20 protein-coding genes are annotated in these 17,013 nt (G+C 62.1%); 14 read left to right on the forward strand and 6 right to left on the reverse strand.

What is annotated here, in order from left to right:
* Nucleotides 1–116: 116 nt before the first annotated feature.
* Nucleotides 117–665: a GNAT family N-acetyltransferase gene (locus ACWGS9_RS11605; protein WP_454505397.1), complete on the reverse strand. Its 549-nt coding sequence runs from the start codon at nucleotides 663–665 to the stop codon at nucleotides 117–119.
* Nucleotides 666–957: 292 nt separating this feature from the next.
* Between ACWGS9_RS11605 and ACWGS9_RS11610 the strand changes: the two genes are divergently transcribed.
* Nucleotides 958–1,413 carry a DUF2214 family protein gene (locus tag ACWGS9_RS11610; protein ID WP_454505371.1) on the forward strand — a complete coding sequence of 152 codons (456 nt, stop codon included), beginning with the start codon at nucleotides 958–960 and terminating at the stop codon, nucleotides 1,411–1,413.
* An 11-nt stretch (nucleotides 1,414–1,424) separates the two neighbouring features.
* On the opposite strand, the gene nth is transcribed toward ACWGS9_RS11610, so the two are convergent.
* Entirely contained in the window at nucleotides 1,425–2,231 is an 807-nt protein-coding gene (nth, locus tag ACWGS9_RS11615; RefSeq protein WP_454505372.1) for an endonuclease III, read from the reverse strand.
* A 22-nt stretch (nucleotides 2,232–2,253) separates the two neighbouring features.
* Between nth and ACWGS9_RS11620 the strand changes: the two genes are divergently transcribed.
* Nucleotides 2,254–2,748 carry a DUF2244 domain-containing protein gene (locus ACWGS9_RS11620; RefSeq protein ID WP_454505373.1) on the forward strand — a complete coding sequence of 165 codons (495 nt, stop codon included), beginning with the start codon at nucleotides 2,254–2,256 and terminating at the stop codon, nucleotides 2,746–2,748.
* 12 nt (nucleotides 2,749–2,760) lie between these two features.
* Here ACWGS9_RS11620 and ACWGS9_RS11625 read toward each other — a convergent pair whose 3' ends face one another.
* Entirely contained in the window at nucleotides 2,761–3,576 is an 816-nt protein-coding gene (locus ACWGS9_RS11625; protein ID WP_454505374.1) for a class I SAM-dependent methyltransferase, read from the reverse strand.
* Nucleotides 3,577–3,691: 115 nt separating this feature from the next.
* Between ACWGS9_RS11625 and ACWGS9_RS11630 the strand changes: the two genes are divergently transcribed.
* The 8 genes from ACWGS9_RS11630 (at nucleotide 3,692) to ACWGS9_RS11665 (ending at nucleotide 9,961) form a co-directional block, all read left to right on the forward strand.
* On the forward strand, nucleotides 3,692–4,594 hold the full coding sequence (locus ACWGS9_RS11630; RefSeq protein ID WP_454505375.1) for a methylated-DNA--[protein]-cysteine S-methyltransferase: 903 nt from the start codon (nucleotides 3,692–3,694) through the stop codon (nucleotides 4,592–4,594).
* 236 nt (nucleotides 4,595–4,830) lie between these two features.
* The gene (locus tag ACWGS9_RS11635) at nucleotides 4,831–5,304 is read left to right on the forward strand and encodes a hypothetical protein (protein WP_454505376.1); all 474 of its coding nucleotides are present in this window, start codon (nucleotides 4,831–4,833) and stop codon (nucleotides 5,302–5,304) included.
* 23 nt (nucleotides 5,305–5,327) lie between these two features.
* Complete coding sequence (locus ACWGS9_RS11640) at nucleotides 5,328–5,720, forward strand: hypothetical protein (RefSeq protein ID WP_454505377.1); 393 nt, start codon at nucleotides 5,328–5,330, stop codon at nucleotides 5,718–5,720.
* Entirely contained in the window at nucleotides 5,687–6,238 is a 552-nt protein-coding gene (locus tag ACWGS9_RS11645; protein WP_454505378.1) for a hypothetical protein, read from the forward strand. Before ACWGS9_RS11640 ends, ACWGS9_RS11645 begins: the two co-directional genes overlap by 34 nt.
* Nucleotides 6,213–6,695 (forward strand): hypothetical protein, encoded by a 483-nt coding sequence (locus ACWGS9_RS11650; RefSeq protein WP_454505379.1) that lies wholly within the window; start codon nucleotides 6,213–6,215, stop codon nucleotides 6,693–6,695. The genes ACWGS9_RS11645 and ACWGS9_RS11650 overlap by 26 nt, the downstream gene beginning before the upstream one ends.
* A gap of 190 nt (nucleotides 6,696–6,885) precedes the next feature.
* Entirely contained in the window at nucleotides 6,886–7,791 is a 906-nt protein-coding gene (locus ACWGS9_RS11655) for a ribokinase (protein ID WP_454505380.1), read from the forward strand.
* 5 nt (nucleotides 7,792–7,796) lie between these two features.
* Complete coding sequence (locus ACWGS9_RS11660) at nucleotides 7,797–9,248, forward strand: amidase (RefSeq protein WP_454505381.1); 1,452 nt, start codon at nucleotides 7,797–7,799, stop codon at nucleotides 9,246–9,248.
* 98 nt (nucleotides 9,249–9,346) lie between these two features.
* A complete protein-coding gene (locus ACWGS9_RS11665; protein WP_112096583.1) occupies nucleotides 9,347–9,961 on the forward strand; it encodes a LysE family translocator in 615 nt (204 codons plus the stop codon).
* 170 nt (nucleotides 9,962–10,131) lie between these two features.
* Here the strand turns inward: ACWGS9_RS11665 and ACWGS9_RS11670 are convergent, their stop codons facing one another.
* Nucleotides 10,132–11,073, reverse strand: a complete 942-nt coding sequence (locus tag ACWGS9_RS11670) for a nucleoside hydrolase (RefSeq protein WP_454505382.1) — start codon at nucleotides 11,071–11,073, stop codon at nucleotides 10,132–10,134.
* Between the two features lie 241 nt (nucleotides 11,074–11,314).
* Here ACWGS9_RS11670 and ACWGS9_RS11675 point away from each other — a divergent pair, with 241 nt between their 5' ends.
* Both ACWGS9_RS11675 and ACWGS9_RS11680 read left to right on the forward strand, forming a co-directional pair.
* Complete coding sequence (locus ACWGS9_RS11675; RefSeq protein ID WP_454505383.1) at nucleotides 11,315–11,740, forward strand: Hsp20 family protein; 426 nt, start codon at nucleotides 11,315–11,317, stop codon at nucleotides 11,738–11,740.
* Nucleotides 11,741–11,803: 63 nt separating this feature from the next.
* The gene (locus ACWGS9_RS11680; protein WP_320215449.1) at nucleotides 11,804–12,061 is read left to right on the forward strand and encodes a BQ00720 family protein; all 258 of its coding nucleotides are present in this window, start codon (nucleotides 11,804–11,806) and stop codon (nucleotides 12,059–12,061) included.
* 124 nt (nucleotides 12,062–12,185) lie between these two features.
* On the opposite strand, the gene ptsN is transcribed toward ACWGS9_RS11680, so the two are convergent.
* Together ptsN and hpf are read right to left on the reverse strand one after the other, a co-directional pair.
* Nucleotides 12,186–12,650, reverse strand: a complete 465-nt coding sequence (gene ptsN, locus ACWGS9_RS11685; protein ID WP_027165361.1) for a PTS IIA-like nitrogen regulatory protein PtsN — start codon at nucleotides 12,648–12,650, stop codon at nucleotides 12,186–12,188.
* A 61-nt stretch (nucleotides 12,651–12,711) separates the two neighbouring features.
* Nucleotides 12,712–13,293, reverse strand: a complete 582-nt coding sequence (gene hpf, locus ACWGS9_RS11690) for a ribosome hibernation-promoting factor, HPF/YfiA family (protein WP_454505384.1) — start codon at nucleotides 13,291–13,293, stop codon at nucleotides 12,712–12,714.
* 742 nt (nucleotides 13,294–14,035) lie between these two features.
* Between hpf and ACWGS9_RS11695 the strand changes: the two genes are divergently transcribed.
* Together ACWGS9_RS11695 and ACWGS9_RS11700 are read left to right on the forward strand one after the other, a co-directional pair.
* A complete protein-coding gene (locus ACWGS9_RS11695; RefSeq protein ID WP_454505385.1) occupies nucleotides 14,036–15,388 on the forward strand; it encodes an ArnT family glycosyltransferase in 1,353 nt (450 codons plus the stop codon).
* A gap of 141 nt (nucleotides 15,389–15,529) precedes the next feature.
* Complete coding sequence (locus ACWGS9_RS11700; protein WP_454505386.1) at nucleotides 15,530–16,699, forward strand: glycosyltransferase; 1,170 nt, start codon at nucleotides 15,530–15,532, stop codon at nucleotides 16,697–16,699.
* Nucleotides 16,700–17,013 lie beyond the last annotated feature (314 nt).

A 17,013-nucleotide genomic window follows, 5' to 3' on the forward strand; every position in this document is an offset into this window, starting at 1 on the left:
TAATCCCACCTTCTAAAGCGCGTCGCGCTGAACCGGATTCAGGCGACGCGCTTCAACTCTTTGTTTTGATGCATGTCGTTGTCCCAGAACCGCTGCACACTTCTGGGCGACATGCATTAGGCATTCGCCCCTCCGGCTTGCCGCTCCAAGAGGATCGTCGGCTTCTCGTGATAGGTGGTCCGCAGCATTTCGCGGTAGCCGTTCTTTTCGGCCACCTTGAGCGAGGCGCCATTTTCCGGATCGATGATGCAAACGGTTCTCGCCTGCCCGAACGCGCCATCGCCCCAGGCGACGATCTGCCCGACGACTTCGCTCGCAAGTCCTTGACCCTGCGCCTCCGAGGCTAATGCCCAGCCGGCTTCCGGCACGCCCTCAAGCGATGGCTGGATGTCTCGCTTCAGGTCGTGGAAGCCGACCTCGCCAATGAAGCACCCCGACGCCTTGTCCTCGATGGCCCAGAAGCCGTAGCCGATCAGCGACCACAGGCCGGCATGGCGAAGAAACCGCATCCAGCTCTCCTCGCGGGTGCGCGCCTTGCCGCCGATGAAACGGGTGACGGCAGGCTCTGCCCACATGGCGGCATAGGTTTCGAAATCGTCCAGCCGGTGCGGCCGCAGAATGGTGCGCGCCGTCTCGAGGATCGGCACGCCGGCTTCCGTTTTCATGCTCATGGAATTCCCCTCCATTGAGGCGGCAGCGCTTAGCAAACCAGCACGTTCGAACAAGGGCCAGGATCGGCCGGGGTCATCCTCCAGCGCTACGATTTCGGCGTCTGGGAATTTCGACCGACGATGCTACTCTTCGAACTACACGATTCAGCCACGTCGCGCCGCCGCCTAATGCATGTCGCCCAGAAGTGTACGCGGTTCTGGGACAACGACATGCATAAAAACAAGGACTTAAAGCGCGTCGCCTGAATCCGTTTCAGCGCGACGCGCTTTAGCGCAGGGAAAGAACATGGACACCACTGATCTTGTCTTAGCCATCCTCCATCACCTGCTGGTGTTCTCGCTGGCCGGCATCATCGGCGCCGAATTCGTGATGGTACGCGGCGATTTGGGGGCGGCGACGCTCAGGCGCCTTGCCGGCATCGACCGCCACTACGGCATCATCGCCGCGCTGATCGTCATCGTCGGCATCTGCCGGGTGCTCTTCGGTCTGAAAGGCTGGGAATTCTATGTCTACAACTGGGTGTTCTGGGCGAAAATGGTGGCTTTCATCATCGTCGGCCTGTTGTCGATCGTGCCGACCTTGCGCTTCCTCTCCTGGAACAGGCAAGCGAGCGGCAACCCGTCCTTCGCGGTGCCGGCGGCGGAACTCGCTTCGGTGAAGAATTATGTCCGCGCCGAGGGCTTCATCTTCCTGCTCATCCCGGTCTTTGCCGCTGCCATGGCGCGCGGCTACGGGTACTAGACAAAGCCGCTCTAAGCCTCGACCGGAAACGTCTCATCCAGCGGCGCGATCGGCACCAGCGGCGCCGGTATGTCCGTGGTCTTTTCCTTCGACTTGCAGATATCGGCGATGACGCAGGCCGGGCAATCGGGCTTGCGCGCCTTGCAGACATAGCGGCCATGCAGGATCAGCCAGTGATGCGCATGGCGCATATATTCGGCCGGGATGACCCTGAGCAGCCCCTCTTCGACCTGTTCCGGCGTCTTGCCGGGGGCCAGCCCGATCCGATTGCCGATGCGGAAGATATGCGTGTCGACCGCCATGGTGTGCTGGCCGAAGGCGACGTTGAGCACGACATTGGCGGTCTTGCGCCCGACGCCCGGCAGCTTCACCAGTTCGTCGCGATCTTGCGGCACCTGGCCCGCATAGTCGTCGATCAGCGCCTTCGACAAGGCGATCACGTTCTTTGCCTTGTTGCGCCACAGACCTATGGTGCGGATATAGTCGCCGACCTTGGCCTCGCCGAGCGCCAGCATCTTGCCTGGCGTGTCGGCCGCCGCGAACAGCGCCCTCGTCGCCTTGTTGACGCCGGCGTCGGTCGCCTGCGCCGACAGCACCACCGCGACCAGCAGGGTGAAGGCATTGACATAGTCGAGCTCGCCCTTCGGCTCCGGCCGCTGCACGCAAAAGCGCCGGAACATCTCATGCACCTCGGCAGGGCTGTAAAGGGACCGCGAAGCGGCCTTTCGCGGCCGCCGGCTGGGCGGCGGGCCGTTGCCCGCAACGGCGGACTGAGGCTTTTTGACAGCTACGGATTTTTTGGACTTGGGAGGCGCCATTTCCTTCCTATAATATTCCCTCATGAGCGACACAAACGCCTCGTTCCAGGCCGACGAGCCATTTTTCCAAGCCTTGCTGACGCCGCACCGCTCGCTCGGCCGCACCGGCTTCCTGATCCTGATGGGAGCGCTTCTGTTCGGCTGGATCGTCATCGGCGCGTTCTTCCTGGCGCACGGCGCCTGGCCGGTGTTCGGCTTCTTCGGCCTCGACGTGATCGCCGTCTACATCGCCTTCCGCGCCAATTACCGCGCCGCGCGCGCCCGCGAGGAAATATCGGTCTCGCGCACCAGCCTCGACATCCGCAAGACCGCGCCGTCCGGCCGTTCGGAAGCACATCATTTCAATCCGTTCTGGACACGGTTTTCGATCGCCCGCCACAGCGAGATCGGCATCACCAAAATGGCCGTGGAGGCGCAGGGCAAGAGCGTGGCGATCGGCGTCTTCCTCAACCCCGACGACCGCGAAAGTTTTGCGACCGCCTTTTCGCGCGCGCTGGCGGCCGCCAAGACGCGCTGACACCCAAGTACATCAGAACCGGTAGCGCAGCAGCCTGCCGACCTTGCGCATAGCGGGGATAAGCTTCCAGAGGCCAACGAAGAAACGCGCGGACCAGCCCAGGCGGGCCCCATGCTCCGGCTTGTAGGACGGGATCTCGCCGATGAAGCGAAGTTTTGGAACCGCCTGCTCCAATTCACGTGGATCCTCGATGGCCCAATGGACTTCGGCGCCGGTTGCCTTGATGGCCGGATTGAGGCGCATCAGCTTCAGCCCGAAACGGCTGTAGGCGTCGAACATCAACTCGCCGCCGGCAAGATGCGAGACAAGCCGTGCGAGCAGCAGCAGTCCCTCGTCGGCCGCCAGATACGGCGTCAGCCCCTCGGCCACAACGATCGCCGGGCGATTGCGGGGCACCTCAGCCAGCCAATCCGGCTCGGTCACCGACGAAGCGATCAGATGGTAGCGCTCTCTGGACGCATAGAGCTTGCGCCTGAGATCGATGACGTCCGGGTAGTCGACGTCGAACCAGTCGACGCCTTGCGGCGGGTCGACGCGGAATATCCGCGTATCGAGCCCGCACCCCAGATGCAGCGTGACCGCGTCCGGATATCTGCCGAGGAAATCCCGAACGCAAGCGTCCAGTGTTTTCGCCCTGATTGCAAATCCCAGCCCGAGATTGCCGTCGACCTTGAGCCTTGAGAAATCATAGTCGATCTCGCGCACCGCCTCGTCGGCGAAGCGATCCTGGAGCAGCGAATGCGGCAACCGGCTCTCCAACGCCTTGCCGTAAAGCGTCATCAGCAAGGTTTCCCTTGCTCCGGTCAGATTTACCTTTTCGCCGGCCATGACTGTTCTCTTCGGCTCGAAGCTGACTCTATCTGGGTATGGGCGGCAGGAAGGCAAGTTTCGGGTGGTTGCAAAGCTCTGGAAGAACGATATTCGCGGTCAAGGAGATATTGCCATGAACGCCCAGATGACCATGAATACCCGCATGAAACCGTCAGCGATCCTTCAGAACGACATCACCCCCGAAGGCAGCGACTACGAGATCGTGCGCCGCGCCATCGAGAAGATCAGCCTCGACTATCGCGACCAGCCCTCGCTAGAGGTCTTGGCCGAGGAAGTCGGCGAGACGCCGACCGGCCTGCAGAAACTCTTCACCCGCTGGGCCGGCCTGTCGCCCAAGGCCTTCCTGCAGGCGGTGACGCTCGATCATGCGCGCAGGCTGCTCGATTCCGGCATGCCGCTCCTCGAGACCTCGTTCGAGCTCGGCATGTCCGGCCCCGGCCGGCTGCACGACCTGTTCGTCACCCATGAGGCGATGTCGCCTGGCGACTACAAGACCCGGGGCGCGGGTCTCACCATCCGCTATGGCTTTCACATCTCGCCTTTTGGCATCGCGCTGATCATGGTCACCGACCGGGGTCTCGCCGGCCTGGCCTTCTGTGACGCCGGCGGGGAGCGGGCTACCTTCGCCGACATGTCCGGCCGCTGGCCGAACGCGACTTACGTCGAGGACATGTCCGCCACCCAGTCTTACGCCGCGCGCGTTTTCGACCCGACGCATTGGCGCGCCGACCAGCCGCTGCGCGTGGTGATGATCGGCACCGATTTTCAGCTTCGCGTCTGGGAAGCCTTGCTGCGCATCCCGATGGGCAGGGCCTGCACCTATTCCTCGATCGCGGCAAGCATCGGCGCGCCGAGCGCCAGCCGGGCCGTGGGCGCCGCTGTGGGCGCCAACCCGATGTCGTTCGTGGTGCCCTGCCATCGCGCGCTGGGCAAATCCGGCGCGCTCACCGGCTATCACTGGGGCCTGACGCGCAAGCGCGCAATCCTCGGTTGGGAAGCGGGGCAGGTGTCCTGAAACATCGATTTTTTGGCACCCCATTGCGAAAAACCGTGTATCGAAATATAAATCGGTACAGTTCAAATAAGCTGATTAAATTATTGACAAAATACAACCGGCGACAACCTCTGGTTATAGCCGGTTTTCTTTGAAGTTGCTTTCCATTATTATTCCATTTAACGCTAAATTAACCACGATAAAGGGAAGATGACCCTATGTTGAGCCGTACCATCCGGCTCGAAAGAGGGGTCTCGATGAAATTCCTTCGCGCCGTCATGGCTGCGAGCCTGCTGGCCGCCTGCGCCGGCCAGACAGCATCGGCAGCCACCACCGGAAATGTGCTGTTCAACGGTACGATCACCGCGACCTGCACGGTCACGATCAACTCCAACGGCACGATGACCGTCAGCAGCAATCTTCAGTCGCTGAGCTCGCATAATGCCGGCGGCTCAGCCGGCAGCGCTCAGGTCGATACCACGGGCGGCGTCTCGCTCAGCGTGGACCCGGTAACCACGACGACCGTGCCGGCCTCGGACACTACGGCGACGACATGGACCCCCACCTTCGCCACTTCCGGCGCCCAGACGATTGCCGAAACCGGCGCTGCGACCGCGCTGACGGTGCCGGGCACATCGACGGTCGCCGTCAATCTTGCTGGCACCAAGAGCGGCACAAACCGCTTCTCCGCCGGCAACTACCAGGCAACGGTGACGCTGCGCTGCGAATAGTCTTGTCGCGAAAGGAGCGGTCCTTGAGAACGATTGCAATTCTGGCGGTGGGCTTGACCGCCGTGCTGTCTCCCATCGCCGCGACTGGCCAGTCGATGACGCCGATGCGGGGCGAGGTGCGGTCCTTCGCGGATGCCTTCGCCGTGCGTGTCTTCCCAGGCAACCCGTATAACCAGCGCATACGTGTCGAGGTTCATGTCTATGACCAGGATTTCCAGCCGGTCGACGCCAAGATCACGCCTAGCGCCTTCCTTCTGGCCGGCCAGGCATCGCGTCCGGTTCTGGTGGTCGTCCCGTTCGACGGCGCGAACGAGCGTAAAGTGCGTATCTGTACCGAGAGTATCCCCTTTCCAAGCGAGCAGACGCAGATAAGGGCACAGATATGCGGAAAGTTTTTCGGGCATCGCAGGTTCTGACCTTGTCCCTGCTGCCCGCCTTGGCTTTCGTAAGTCAGGGGCTTGCCGAGGACATCCTGAACCTGAACCAGAACCAGACCGGTTTCAGTCTGCCCGGCGTCAGCCTGCCTCAGGGCCAGGACGAGGTTCATGCCAGCGACGGCACGACCTGCCGCTCAGCCGTCTCCGGCAGCGGCGCCTATCTCGACCTCGGTATCATCCGGGGTAACAACAGCAGCAACCAGACCAATAGCGACATCGCCACATACGGCCGCGTGGTGATCCCGATCGGGCGGACGCCGAAACGCGTCGATTGCAGCCGCCTCTATGAATTGGAAGTCGAGCGCCTGCAGCTTGAATTGAAGCTCCTGAAAATGGGCCTTGGCGCCGATGGTCAGACAACGGGGAGCACAACGAGCACCGCTGCCACGGCTTCCGCGGCTCCAGCGACTCGCTCGGCGACATCGGCAGGCTGGGCCAATGAAGGCTGGAGCATCAGAGGCACGACCGGCAATGAAAAGAAAAAGAAGCGGAAATAGCCGCGCGCTGCTCACGATAGCAGCGCTTGCCGGCCTCTGTCTCCCGGCGCAGTCGGCGATCGTCGGCACCTGCACGATCATGATCGGTGCCTCGGGAACGATGAAATCGAACCCCTCTATCAACATCTTCGGCTCCAAGCAGGCGGGCGGGTCGAGCGCCGGCGCCACCATCACCGCCAGCTCGCTTCTGTGCACGATCCTCAACCTCTTGGACTGCTACAGCGTTTCCGCGCCGGCGCCGATCGCCTTCACGTCGGCTCCAAGCGGCGGCGACACCAATGTCACCTTCGCCACCGTCTTCCGGCTCGACGGCTCGGGGCTGGATATTCCAGGCAGTTCGCCGCAGCGGGTGACCAACGGCACCCATACCATCCAGGTCGATCTCACCGCCACGAAGTCGCCCGGCATCTTCCCGGCCGGCAATTATCAGGGCATGGTCACGGTCCGCTGCGAATGATGCTGTGGCCCAAAGGCTCGCGCAACCGACATGATCTGGCAACCGGCGGGCTTTGCGGCTAGCTTCGCGCCCAGCCTGCAATTCCACGAAAAGCGCTTCACGTATTTCGCCTGGAATTGCGCAAAAGCAGATTCTTGGAGCAGGTCCGCCTTTCAGCACAGGCCGACCCGCTTCAGCGGGAGGCACTTTTTTGATTATCGTTGTCGGTTCGATCAACCTCGACCTCATCGCCAATGTCGACCGCTTGCCGGAACCCGGGGAGACGGTGCGCGGCTCCAGCTTCGCCACCGCGCCCGGCGGCAAGGGCGCCAACCAGGCTTTGGCCGCGGCGCGCGCCGGCGCGCAAGTGCGCATGGTGGGCGCGGTCGGCAAGGATAGTTTTGCCGCCGAGGCGCTCGCCCTGCTCAAGGCCGGCAATGTCGACCTCTCCGGTGTCGGCCAGAGCTTCGCCTCCACCGGCACGGCCTTGATCCTGGTCGGCGCCGACGGCGAAAACGTCATCGCCGTCGTGCCGGGCGCCAACGACTCGGTCGTGCCGGGCGATGTTGCCAAGGCCTACCTCAAGAAAGGTGATGTCGTGCTTCTGCAGCATGAGATCCCGCTGCAGACGGTCGAGGCCACGCTTGACGCGGCGCGCGCGGCAGGCGCCGTCAGCGTGCTCAACACCGCGCCCTTCCGTTCTGAAGCCGCCGGCTTCCTTGGCAAGGCCGACTATGCCGTCGCCAACGAAACCGAGTTCGACCTCTATGGCGAGGCCCTGGCGCTTTCCGGGCGCGACCGCCCTGCCCGCATGCGCGACTATGCCCTAAAGACAGGCCGCGCGATCGTCGTCACGCTGGGCGGCGACGGTGTGCTGGCCGCCACGCCGGACGATTTCCTCGCCATTCCGGCGCTGAAGATCACCCCGGTCGACACCGTCGGCGCCGGCGACACGTTCTGCGGCTATTTCGGCGCCGGCCTGTCATCCGGCCTGCCGCTCCAGGAAGCGCTTACCCGCGCCGCCGTGGCCGGCTCGCTCGCCTGCCTGAAGCCCGGCGCACAGCCGGCTATCCCGCTGGCAAAGGATGTCGACGCTGCCTTGGCGGCGGCACGGTAGCCGCCATGCGCCCCGTCACAAAACATGCCGTGCCGCCGGTGGGCGATATCTGCCGCCTCTCCGCTGTCGAGCTCGCCGACAACATCAGGCAGCGCCATCTGTCGGCGCGCGAGGTGGTGAGCGCCTTCCTCGGCCGCATCGAGGCGGTGAACCCGCTGGTAAACGCCATCGTCTCGCTTCGCGAGCGCGCCGACATCCTGGCGGAAGCCGACAGGGCCGATGCCCGTCTGGCCCGGGGCGGCGAGGCCGGATCGCTGTTCGGCCTGCCCATTGCCATCAAGGACCTCGCTTTGACCAAGGGGCTCAGAACCACGTTCGGCTCGCCGATCTTCGCCGATTTCATTCCCGACGAGGACGAATTCTTCGTCGAGCGCATCCGCGAGGCCGGCGCCATCATCATCGGCAAGACCAATGTTCCGGAATTCGGCTTGGGCTCCAACACTTACAATCCGGTCTTCGGGCCGACGCTCAACGCCTTCGACCCGGTGCTGACCGCCGGCGGCTCGAGCGGCGGCGCCGCTGTGGCGCTGGCCCTCGACATGGTGCCGGTCGCCGACGGCAGCGACTTCGGCGGTTCGCTGCGCAATCCGGCCGCCTATAACAACGTCTACGGTTTCCGTCCCTCGCAGGGTCTCGTGCCCGCCGGCCCGGCTTTCGAGGTCTTCCATTCCCAGATGGGCGTCGAGGGCCCGATGGGCCGCAGCGTGCGCGACATCGCGCTGCTGCTCGATGAACAGGCCGGCTATCATCCGCAAGCGCCGCTGTCGCATACCAGAGAGGGCTCGTTCCTCGACGGCTTGCGGGCGAAGACGTCCGGCGGCCGCGTCGCCTGGCTGGGCGACCTCGGCGGGCATCTGCCGACGGAACCGGGCGTCCTCGACCTTTGCGAGGCTGCCCTTGCCCGCTTCGCCAACGCGTCGTTCCACAGTGAAGCGCTGGTCCCGGATGTCGACTTCGAGGCGCTGTGGCAGGCTTTTGTCACCTTGCGCCAGTCGAGCAGCGGCTGCGGGCTGAAGGCGCATTACGACGATCCGGCAAAACGCAGGCTTCTGAAGCCTGAGGCTGTCTGGGAAGTAGAGCAGGCGATGCGTCTCACCGCGCCGCAAGTCCACGCCGCAACGGTCCGGCGCAGCTCGTGGCACCGCTCGCTGCTTTCACTGTTCGAACGCTTCGACCTGATCGCCCTGCCCAGCGCTCAGGTCTTTCCGTTCGACGTCTCGACCCATTGGCCGCGCGAGGTCGCCGGGCGGACCATGGACAGCTACCACCGCTGGATGCAGGTCTCGGCCTTTGCCACGCTCGGCGGCTGCCCGGCGCTCAACGTGCCGGCCGGCTTCGACGACAAGGGCCGGCCCATGGGCATCCAGTTGATCGGCCGCCCGCGCGGCGACCTCGCCGTGCTCAAAGCCGGCGCCGCCTATGAGGCGACGCTGCCCTGGTCGGCGGGAGCGGCCTGAGCCACCTCGGTTGGCAAGGCAGGACGGCTTGCGCCGGCAGCGAAGCCGTGCATTGATCCGGCAGCCACCGCCGCCTCTGTCCCGTTCGAGGAAAGACCATGTCGCTGGAACTTTACGCAACCTATGTCGTCGCCTGCATCGTCATCATCCTGGTGCCCGGTCCGACGGTGACGCTGATCATCGCCAACAGCATCCGCCACGGCTCGCGCGCGGGCTTAGCCAACGTCGCCGGCACCCAGGCCGGGCTCGCCATCATGATCGCCATCGTCGGCATCGGCCTTAACACGCTGATCGCCGGCATGGGCCACTGGTTCGAATGGGTGCGGCTGATCGGCGCCGCCTACCTGATCTGGATGGGCGTGCAGATGTTCCGCGCCAAAGGCACTCTGAACCCCGACGGATCGGCGAGAAAGCCGCGCGGCGGCTTCTTCCTGCAGGGTTTTCTGGTGGCGATCTCAAATCCGAAGACGCTGGTGTTCTTCGGCGCCTTCTTCCCGCAGTTCATCGCGCCGCAGGGCAATTACACGCTGCAGATCGTGGTCATGGGCCTGACCGCGATGATCTTCGCCGCCATGTCGGACTCGACCTACGCGCTCGCCGCGGGCCGCGCCGGCCGGCTGCTGTCGGCCAGCCGCGTCAGGCTGATGTCGCGCATCAGCGGCAGCTTCCTGGTCGGCGGCGGGTTGTGGCTGGCGTTCTCGAAGGCGAAGTGAGCAGCCTTCCCCTTCTCCCCCTGTGGGAGAAGGTGGATCGGCGCGCAGCGCCGAGACGGATGAGGGGTGTTCCAGCGAAGTGAGGCGTTGGCATTACCTGGAACACCCCTCATCCGACCTCGCTTCGCGAGGCCACCTTCTCCCACAAGGGGAGAAGGCAAAAAGAGGCGCTACAGCCGCCCCAGCCGCTCCACCAGCAGCGCGAAGAAGCCGTCATGGTCGATGTCGCGCATCACCGTGGCGTTCTTCTCCCGCTTGGTGACGCCCCACCAGTCGATCACCGTCATGCCCATGGTGAGCTCCGACGCGGTTTCGACGCTGACATTGCAGCGGCGGCCCTTGAACAGCTCCGGCTTGATGAGATAGGCGATCACGCATGGATCGTGCAGCGGCCCGCCATCGGTGCCGTATTTTTCCTCGTCGTAACGTTCGAAGAATTCCAGCATCTCGGCGGTCGCGGTGCCGACCTTGGTGCCGAGCTGGCGGAAAGCCTGGATGCGCTTGGACGTGGTCAGCGCCTTGTGGGTGACGTCGAGCGGCATCATCACGATCGGAATGCCCGATTTGAACACCAGATCGGCGGCCTGCGGGTCGACATAGATGTTGAATTCAGCGGCCGGCGTGACATTGCCGCCTTCGAAGAAGCCGCCGCCCATCAAAACGATTTCCTTGATGCGCGGCGCGATGCTGGGCTCGCGGATCAGCGCCAGCGCGATGTTGGTGAGCGGTCCGAGCGGGCAGAGCGTGATCGTGCCGCTTTCCTCGCGCATCAGCGTCTCGACGATGAAATCGACGGCGTATTGTTCCTGCAGCTTCATGGTCGGCTCAGGCAGTTGCGGGCCGTTCAGGCCGGTCTTGCCATGCACTTCCTCGGCGGTGACGAGTTGGCGCGCCAACGGGCGGATGGCGCCGGCATAGACCTTGACGTCGGGCCTGCCGGCCAGTTCGCAGATCTTGCGGGCATTGTTCTGGGTCAGCTTCAGCGGCACGTTGCCTGCAACCGCTGTTATACCGACGATCTCCAGCTCGGAACTGCCGAGCGCCAGCAATATGGCGACGGCATCGTCCTGGCCGGGGTCGGTGTCGATGATGATCTTTCTGGATTGGGGCATTTCAATTCCTTTTGGGAGTCTTTTTGGGCGGGGTTTAGAGCATGATCCCGAAAAGTGGGACCCGGTTTTCGGACAAGATCATGCTCCAACGAAGAGCTGAACCAGGATGGCGGTTCAACGAAACGCCATCCTGATTTCAGTGGCTTGAACTTGATCGCGCGGCGGACCATATCAAGACCATCGGGAAAAATGCCATCCGGGTTTTTCCAGTTTGTGTCGCTCTTCAGAGGACAGTGTAACAATGAGTCGAATGACGCCCTTCTCCAGCCCCCTTCTTCTGGGTTTCGATGCCATGGAAAAGACGCTCGAGCGTCTGGCGAAATCGGGCGACAGCTATCCTCCCTACAACATCGAGCGCCTGAACGCTTCTGACGGCAATGCCGAGACGTTGCGTATCACGCTGGCCGTGGCGGGCTTCGCCGAAAGCGACCTCGATGTCACCACGGAGGAAAACCAGCTGATCGTGCGCGGCCGTCAGACCGACGATACCGAGCGCGAATTCCTGCACCGCGGCATCGCCGCGCGCCAGTTCCAGCGCTGTTTCGTGCTGGCAGACGGCATGCGGGTGATCGCGGCGGAACTGAAGAACGGCCTGCTGTCGATCGATCTCGACCGGCCGGAGTCCGAGCGGCTGGTACGGAAAATAAACATTTCGGTGAAAGACTGACCTTCGCCGATGGCTCTATGCGAGGCGGCCAATCCTGGCGTCCTCGCGCCAAGGAGGCTTGAAATGACCAGAACTGAAGAAATGATCACCATGACCAGCGGCGAACTCGCCCATCTCGGCGAAGGTTCGGTCGCTTATCTGAGGAAGGTGTCGAGCGATGACCTGCGCGGCCGCTTCCCCGGCCTCGAGGAGATCGCACCCGGCATGGAACTGTGGGCGCTGTTTGCCGCCAACGGCCAGCCGATCCTGCTTTCCGATGCCCGTGACCGGGCGCTGGCAGGTGCGCTGGAAAACGATCTGACCACGGTCGCGATCCACTAAACCATGATCCCGAAAAGTGGAATCCGGTTTTCGGGCAAGATCGTGGTCTAACAGGACTGGGACCGCGACGTCCGGAATCGAAAGGGCCGCCCGGGCGGCCCTTGGAAAATTTAATCCAAAAACTTCAGGCTGCGTGCGAGGCCTGCGTGTCCGACAGCAGCGCGTGGATCGCCACCGCGTCGCGCGTCCCCCTGATTTTGGCTACCGTGTCGGCATCGCGCAGCACGCGCGCGATGCGCGACAGTGCCTTGAGATGGTCGGCGCCCGCACCTTCCGGCGCAAGCAGCAAAAACACCAGATCGACTGGCTGGTCGTCCAGCGCCTCGAAATCGACCGGCGTTTCCAGCCGGGCGAAGACGCCCGCGATCCGCTTCACGCCGGCGAGCTTGCCATGCGGAATGGCGATGCCGTTGCCGACGCCGGTCGAGCCCAGCCGCTCGCGCTGCAGGATGGTATCGAACACCTCTCGTTCCGGAATCCCCGAAATCGCCGCCGCCCTCTCCGAGAGCAATTGCAGAAGCTGCTTTTTGGAATTCGCCTTCAACGCCGGCATGATCGCCGAGACGCTGATGAGATCACTGAGATCCATGCTTGAAAAATCCCTTGCTCGCCTGCCGCGCCAGTCGTCGCCCCCTCGCGCGGCTGGCTTTTTATCCCTGCGCGACTTTGGTCGTCGACGGATCGATCCAGCCGATATTGCCATCCGGCCGGCGGTAGACGATGTTGAGATGGTCGTTTCCGGCATTGCGGAAAACGAAAACCGGGCTGTCGCTGGTATCGAGCTCAATGACGGCCGACGCTACCGACATGGTCCGCAGCGTCATGCTTGATTCGGCGACGATGACCGGAGCGAAGTCGTCCGGAATATCTTCCTCGTCGTCGGTGAGAGGAGCCATGACGGTGTAGGCGATGTCGGTCGGCTCTTCGCCATTGCCGGTATTGCGCGACTTCAGCCGGCGCTTGTAGCGCCGCAGCCGCGTTTCCAGGCGATCGGCGGCCGCCTCGAAGGCAAGCGTCGGGTCCTGGGCGTCGCCGGTCGCCTGCAGAGAAGCGCCGGAATCGAGCCGGACCATGCAGTCGGCGGAGAAACGCGACCCCGATTTGATGACCGTGACATGTCCTGAAAAACCCCGATCGAAATATTTCTCGATCGCCTCGCCGACCCGGTCGTTGATGCGCGTGCGGAACGCATCGCCGATGTCCATGTGCTTTCCCGAAATGCGTAGATTCATCTGAAAACTGACCTTCCTTGCTCAGGCTTCAAACTGATCCCGAGTTTATACCCGTGGTGCGCGCGCACAAGCTTTGCAGCGGCATGCGCGCCGATTTTAGACCCGAACTTTCCGGTTGATCACAAGTCGCCTTCTGGCCGTCCATGGCCGTGTCTGACGGACCCATTCGCAAGCGGGCATTACCGCCCCGCTCATGCGGGCGGGCTTCTAGACACTTCATTGCGGCTTGTCAATGAAGCTTGGGAATTGTGGAAAATCCACCCGTCCCTCACCGGCCAAGGGTTGAGATTTGGATCGGGCCTCGGCGAAAATGGCGGGTTTCAAGAATTGGACCGGAGCGCATTTAGGGTACGCGAGTACCAGCCTGCGGCGGCCGTAGCCTTCATTTAGCTGCCGCGCCGCTGATGAGTGCTTCGGCCGGCAAAGCCCGGAAGCGCAGAAAACCCGACCGTGCGTGGTGCGGCATCGCCCGTCCCAGGGTCAAACTTCCCAGGCAGAGCTTCGGGTCCTCGATTTCTCCTGGCCCGCCAGTTCGTCATCGGAAAACAAACCCATCCCTCAGTAATTTGCGTTGCCGGGAAGGATTTTACAGTTGCATAGTGAACACGGGGGTTCGATTTCCTCTGCCGTCCGGTACTTCTAACGCAGGCGGATCCTGTCCGCCCAAGCGCGAAGGCGATGGCGGATTCACCTACTCCATCCGCAAAATAGGTTTCAGACCTGGTACCAAATGAATTCAACCTTGAGCCAGGCCGATGGAAAGTCCCTGACCCGCCGCGTGTCCATCATGATCGGCAGCCTCGCCCTGCTGACCGCCCTGGCGGCCTTGTGGCCGGTCTATCGGGCGTTTTTAAATATCGAGATCGATACCAATGAGGGGTGGAATGCCTATTATGCCGAGGCGGCGATGGGGCGGATGCCGCTCTATCCTTCCGCCCATCAGTTGATCGCCAATAATTATCCGCCGCTTTCCTTTTATATCGTCGGCAGTCTGGGACGATTGATCGGCGACCCCGTTTTGGCCGGGCGGTTGCTGTCGCTCGCAGCGGTGCTGGTGATTGCCTGGGGCGTTTTCCGCGCGGTCCGCCTGCTGGGCGGCGACACGACCTCCGCAGGCATCGGCGCGCTGTTTTTTGGCGCCACCATGTGCCGCTTTTTTACCAGCTATGTCGGGATGGATGACCCTCATTTGCTGGCGCAGGCGGTCATGACAGTTGGCTTCGTTGCCTTCCTGCGGGCCAGGTCACGAGATCACGGCTATGGCCTGCCCATTCTTCTGATGGTGGGCGCGGGGTTCATCAAGCACAACATCGTGGTGATGCCGCTGACGGCGATGATCTGGCTGGGCATCAACCGGCCGCGACAGATGGTGAAAACGGCGCTCCTGGCGGCGTTCGCCATCGTATTGGGATTTGCCCTTTGTTACCTCGCCTTCGGCCCCGACTTTTTCAGCAACTTGAGGTCGCCGCGCGCCTATATGTTAAAACATGCCATCGGCGCCGTCGGGCATCTGCAATGGATCGTCGTTGGCCTTGCCGCCTGGGTTTACGTCGGTATTACGCGAAGGGCCGATCCCAATATCCGGTTCTGCAATCTGTTGAACACGCTTGGCCTCGTGATGTTCTTTGTTCAAAAAACAGGCGATGGCGTGGCCTACAACGCGCAATTCGAACTGGTCTTCGGCGTGTCCATTGCCACCGGCCTCGCTTTCGCGCACGCGCCGGTTTTGTCGCTCGCCCGGCGCTGGTCACCGGAGAAGCTGCAATTCATGTTTCTGCTCGCCATTTGCCTCCGCCTGATGGCATCCGCACGCCTGGAGCCGGCGAAATTATTGATAGATCCCGACTTTCACTCGGAAATAATCGCGCGCGAGGCCGCCATGTCCACAACAGTCGCCCGCCTCAAAAGCACCCCCGGCGACACGACCTGTTCCAGCACGCTCGCCAATTACCGGGCGGGAAAACCTTTCGTCGTTGATCCCTTCTATACGCGCCAACAGATTCTCACCGGCAATCTTCCTCCCGATGCCATCACCAAACTCATCGACGCCGGAAAGTTGACGGCCGTGGAAGCGGACCCCCTACTGCATTGGTGAGCCTTTATTTGACGGTGTCGCAAACGCCTCCCTCTAACGAAACACGACTCGAGGAAAGCCACGGCTCTTGTCGTGCAACCGATTGCGCCGGAGTGTCCATCAGGCACTACGGTTCCAGACTCGAATGACCAGGGGTTGATTTTGAAAATCGATGCCGCAGACAATCAGAATGCGAAGTCGCACTTTGCCCCATCAGTTTCGGTAATCATTCCGACATTCAATGAAGTTGCGAATGTTTCCAAGATCGCGGCGGCTATTGGGATTGCGCTCAGAGGCAGAGACCATGAGATCGTTTTTGTCGACGACGATTCCTCTGACGGAACGAGAACTGAAGTTGCAAAATTGGCTGCCGCTGTCCCCGGAATTCGGCTCATTCATCGCATCGGCCGGCGTGGGCTGTCTACTGCCGTCACTGAAGGCATGCTCAGCACCACCGCTCCATTCATGGTCGTAATCGATGCCGACCTCCAACACGACGAGAATATTATACCGGAAATGCTTACCCACCTCGAAACCAACGCCGCTGACCTTGTGGTTGGTTCAAGGTATATCGAAGGCGGCGGGCTGGGTACTTGGGACCAACGCCGCGCGCAAATCAGCGCCTTTGCAACGTGGCTAGCTAAGACCGTTGCCAAAAGCGATCTCAGTGACCCGATGAGCGGCTTCTTCGCCATTACGAGATCGGCTTTCGATAATTCGGTCAGGGATTTATCCGGCCAAGGCTACAAAGTCCTGTTGGATATCTGCGCTTCCTCGAAATCTCCGTTGAGAATCCAAGAGGTCGCTTACCAGTTTCGGACGAGGCAGGCCGGCGAGAGCAAGCTGGATGCTTTGGTTGTATGGGAATACCTGATGTTGCTGGTCGACAAACTGGTCGGTCACGTCGTTCCGGCGCGCTTCATATCTTTTTCCCTGATAGGCGGCCTTGGCGTCTTCGTTCATATGGTGGTGTTGTCGATGCTTCTCGCCACTGGCCTTGCCGATTTTGTCGTCGCTCAAGGTGCCGCGACATTCACTGCGATGGTGTTCAATTTCTTTGTGAACAACACGCTAACCTATCGCGATAGACGCCTCCGGGGCCTCAAGGAGGTGACCTTTGGCTTGGTCAGCTTCTTGCTCGTATGCTCGGTGGGCGCCTTCGCAAACGTGGGCATCGCAAACTACCTGTTCGCGAACAGCCACTATAGATGGTGGTCGGCAGGTCTGGCCGGTATCCTGCTTGGCGCCGTTTGGAACTATGCCGCCACATCGGTCTTTACCTGGAGAGTAAGAAAACGCCCGAGCGGTGCCACAAACGCCCCCGGCGCGTAAACCCGCAATGGCCGCTCCGCCGCAACCGGACTGTCAGTCCTACGTTCCGAGTGAGGAAACGGATCGGTGGCGCGAGCACTGATCCATCTCCGGTGCCTGACTGGGTAGAGCAGTGGAGCCTCGTGCCGCACCACCTGTCGGGAACCGCGTGTCCTTGATCTTAATGTGTGCCAGCGGTTTGCAGTTTCCGTAAAACGGTGAACCGCTCTAAAGCGCGCCGCGCTGAACCGGATTCAGGCGACGCGCTTTAACAGGATGCTGAAAAACGTTTTTGGTCCGGCCGACTCGTGGCTTTGATTCTGTTTTGTTCGCTT

It is taken from the genome of Mesorhizobium sp. Arg314, assembly GCF_053714275.1.

Excerpts from the sequence above, each read along its gene's own strand:
- ACWGS9_RS11635 (WP_454505376.1), top strand. The coding sequence starts at position 4,831 with ATGAAATTCCTTCGCGCCGTCATGGCTGCGAGCCTGCTGGCCGCCTGC.
- ptsN (WP_027165361.1), bottom strand. The coding sequence starts at position 12,650 with ATGGATCTCAGTGATCTCATCAGCGTCTCGGCGATCATGCCGGCGTTG.
- ACWGS9_RS11650 (WP_454505379.1), top strand. The coding sequence starts at position 6,213 with ATGAAAAGAAAAAGAAGCGGAAATAGCCGCGCGCTGCTCACGATAGCA.
- ACWGS9_RS11675 (WP_454505383.1), top strand. The coding sequence starts at position 11,315 with ATGAGTCGAATGACGCCCTTCTCCAGCCCCCTTCTTCTGGGTTTCGAT.
- ACWGS9_RS11645 (WP_454505378.1), top strand. The coding sequence starts at position 5,687 with ATGCGGAAAGTTTTTCGGGCATCGCAGGTTCTGACCTTGTCCCTGCTG.
- ACWGS9_RS11630 (WP_454505375.1), top strand. The coding sequence starts at position 3,692 with ATGAACGCCCAGATGACCATGAATACCCGCATGAAACCGTCAGCGATC.
- ACWGS9_RS11620 (WP_454505373.1), top strand. The coding sequence starts at position 2,254 with ATGAGCGACACAAACGCCTCGTTCCAGGCCGACGAGCCATTTTTCCAA.
- nth (WP_454505372.1), bottom strand. The coding sequence starts at position 2,231 with ATGGCGCCTCCCAAGTCCAAAAAATCCGTAGCTGTCAAAAAGCCTCAG.
- ACWGS9_RS11660 (WP_454505381.1), top strand. The coding sequence starts at position 7,797 with ATGCGCCCCGTCACAAAACATGCCGTGCCGCCGGTGGGCGATATCTGC.
- ACWGS9_RS11680 (WP_320215449.1), top strand. The coding sequence starts at position 11,804 with ATGACCAGAACTGAAGAAATGATCACCATGACCAGCGGCGAACTCGCC.
- ACWGS9_RS11670 (WP_454505382.1), bottom strand. The coding sequence starts at position 11,073 with ATGCCCCAATCCAGAAAGATCATCATCGACACCGACCCCGGCCAGGAC.
- hpf (WP_454505384.1), bottom strand. The coding sequence starts at position 13,293 with ATGAATCTACGCATTTCGGGAAAGCACATGGACATCGGCGATGCGTTC.
- ACWGS9_RS11665 (WP_112096583.1), top strand. The coding sequence starts at position 9,347 with ATGTCGCTGGAACTTTACGCAACCTATGTCGTCGCCTGCATCGTCATC.
- ACWGS9_RS11610 (WP_454505371.1), top strand. The coding sequence starts at position 958 with ATGGACACCACTGATCTTGTCTTAGCCATCCTCCATCACCTGCTGGTG.
- ACWGS9_RS11605 (WP_454505397.1), bottom strand. The coding sequence starts at position 665 with ATGAAAACGGAAGCCGGCGTGCCGATCCTCGAGACGGCGCGCACCATT.
- ACWGS9_RS11625 (WP_454505374.1), bottom strand. The coding sequence starts at position 3,576 with ATGGCCGGCGAAAAGGTAAATCTGACCGGAGCAAGGGAAACCTTGCTG.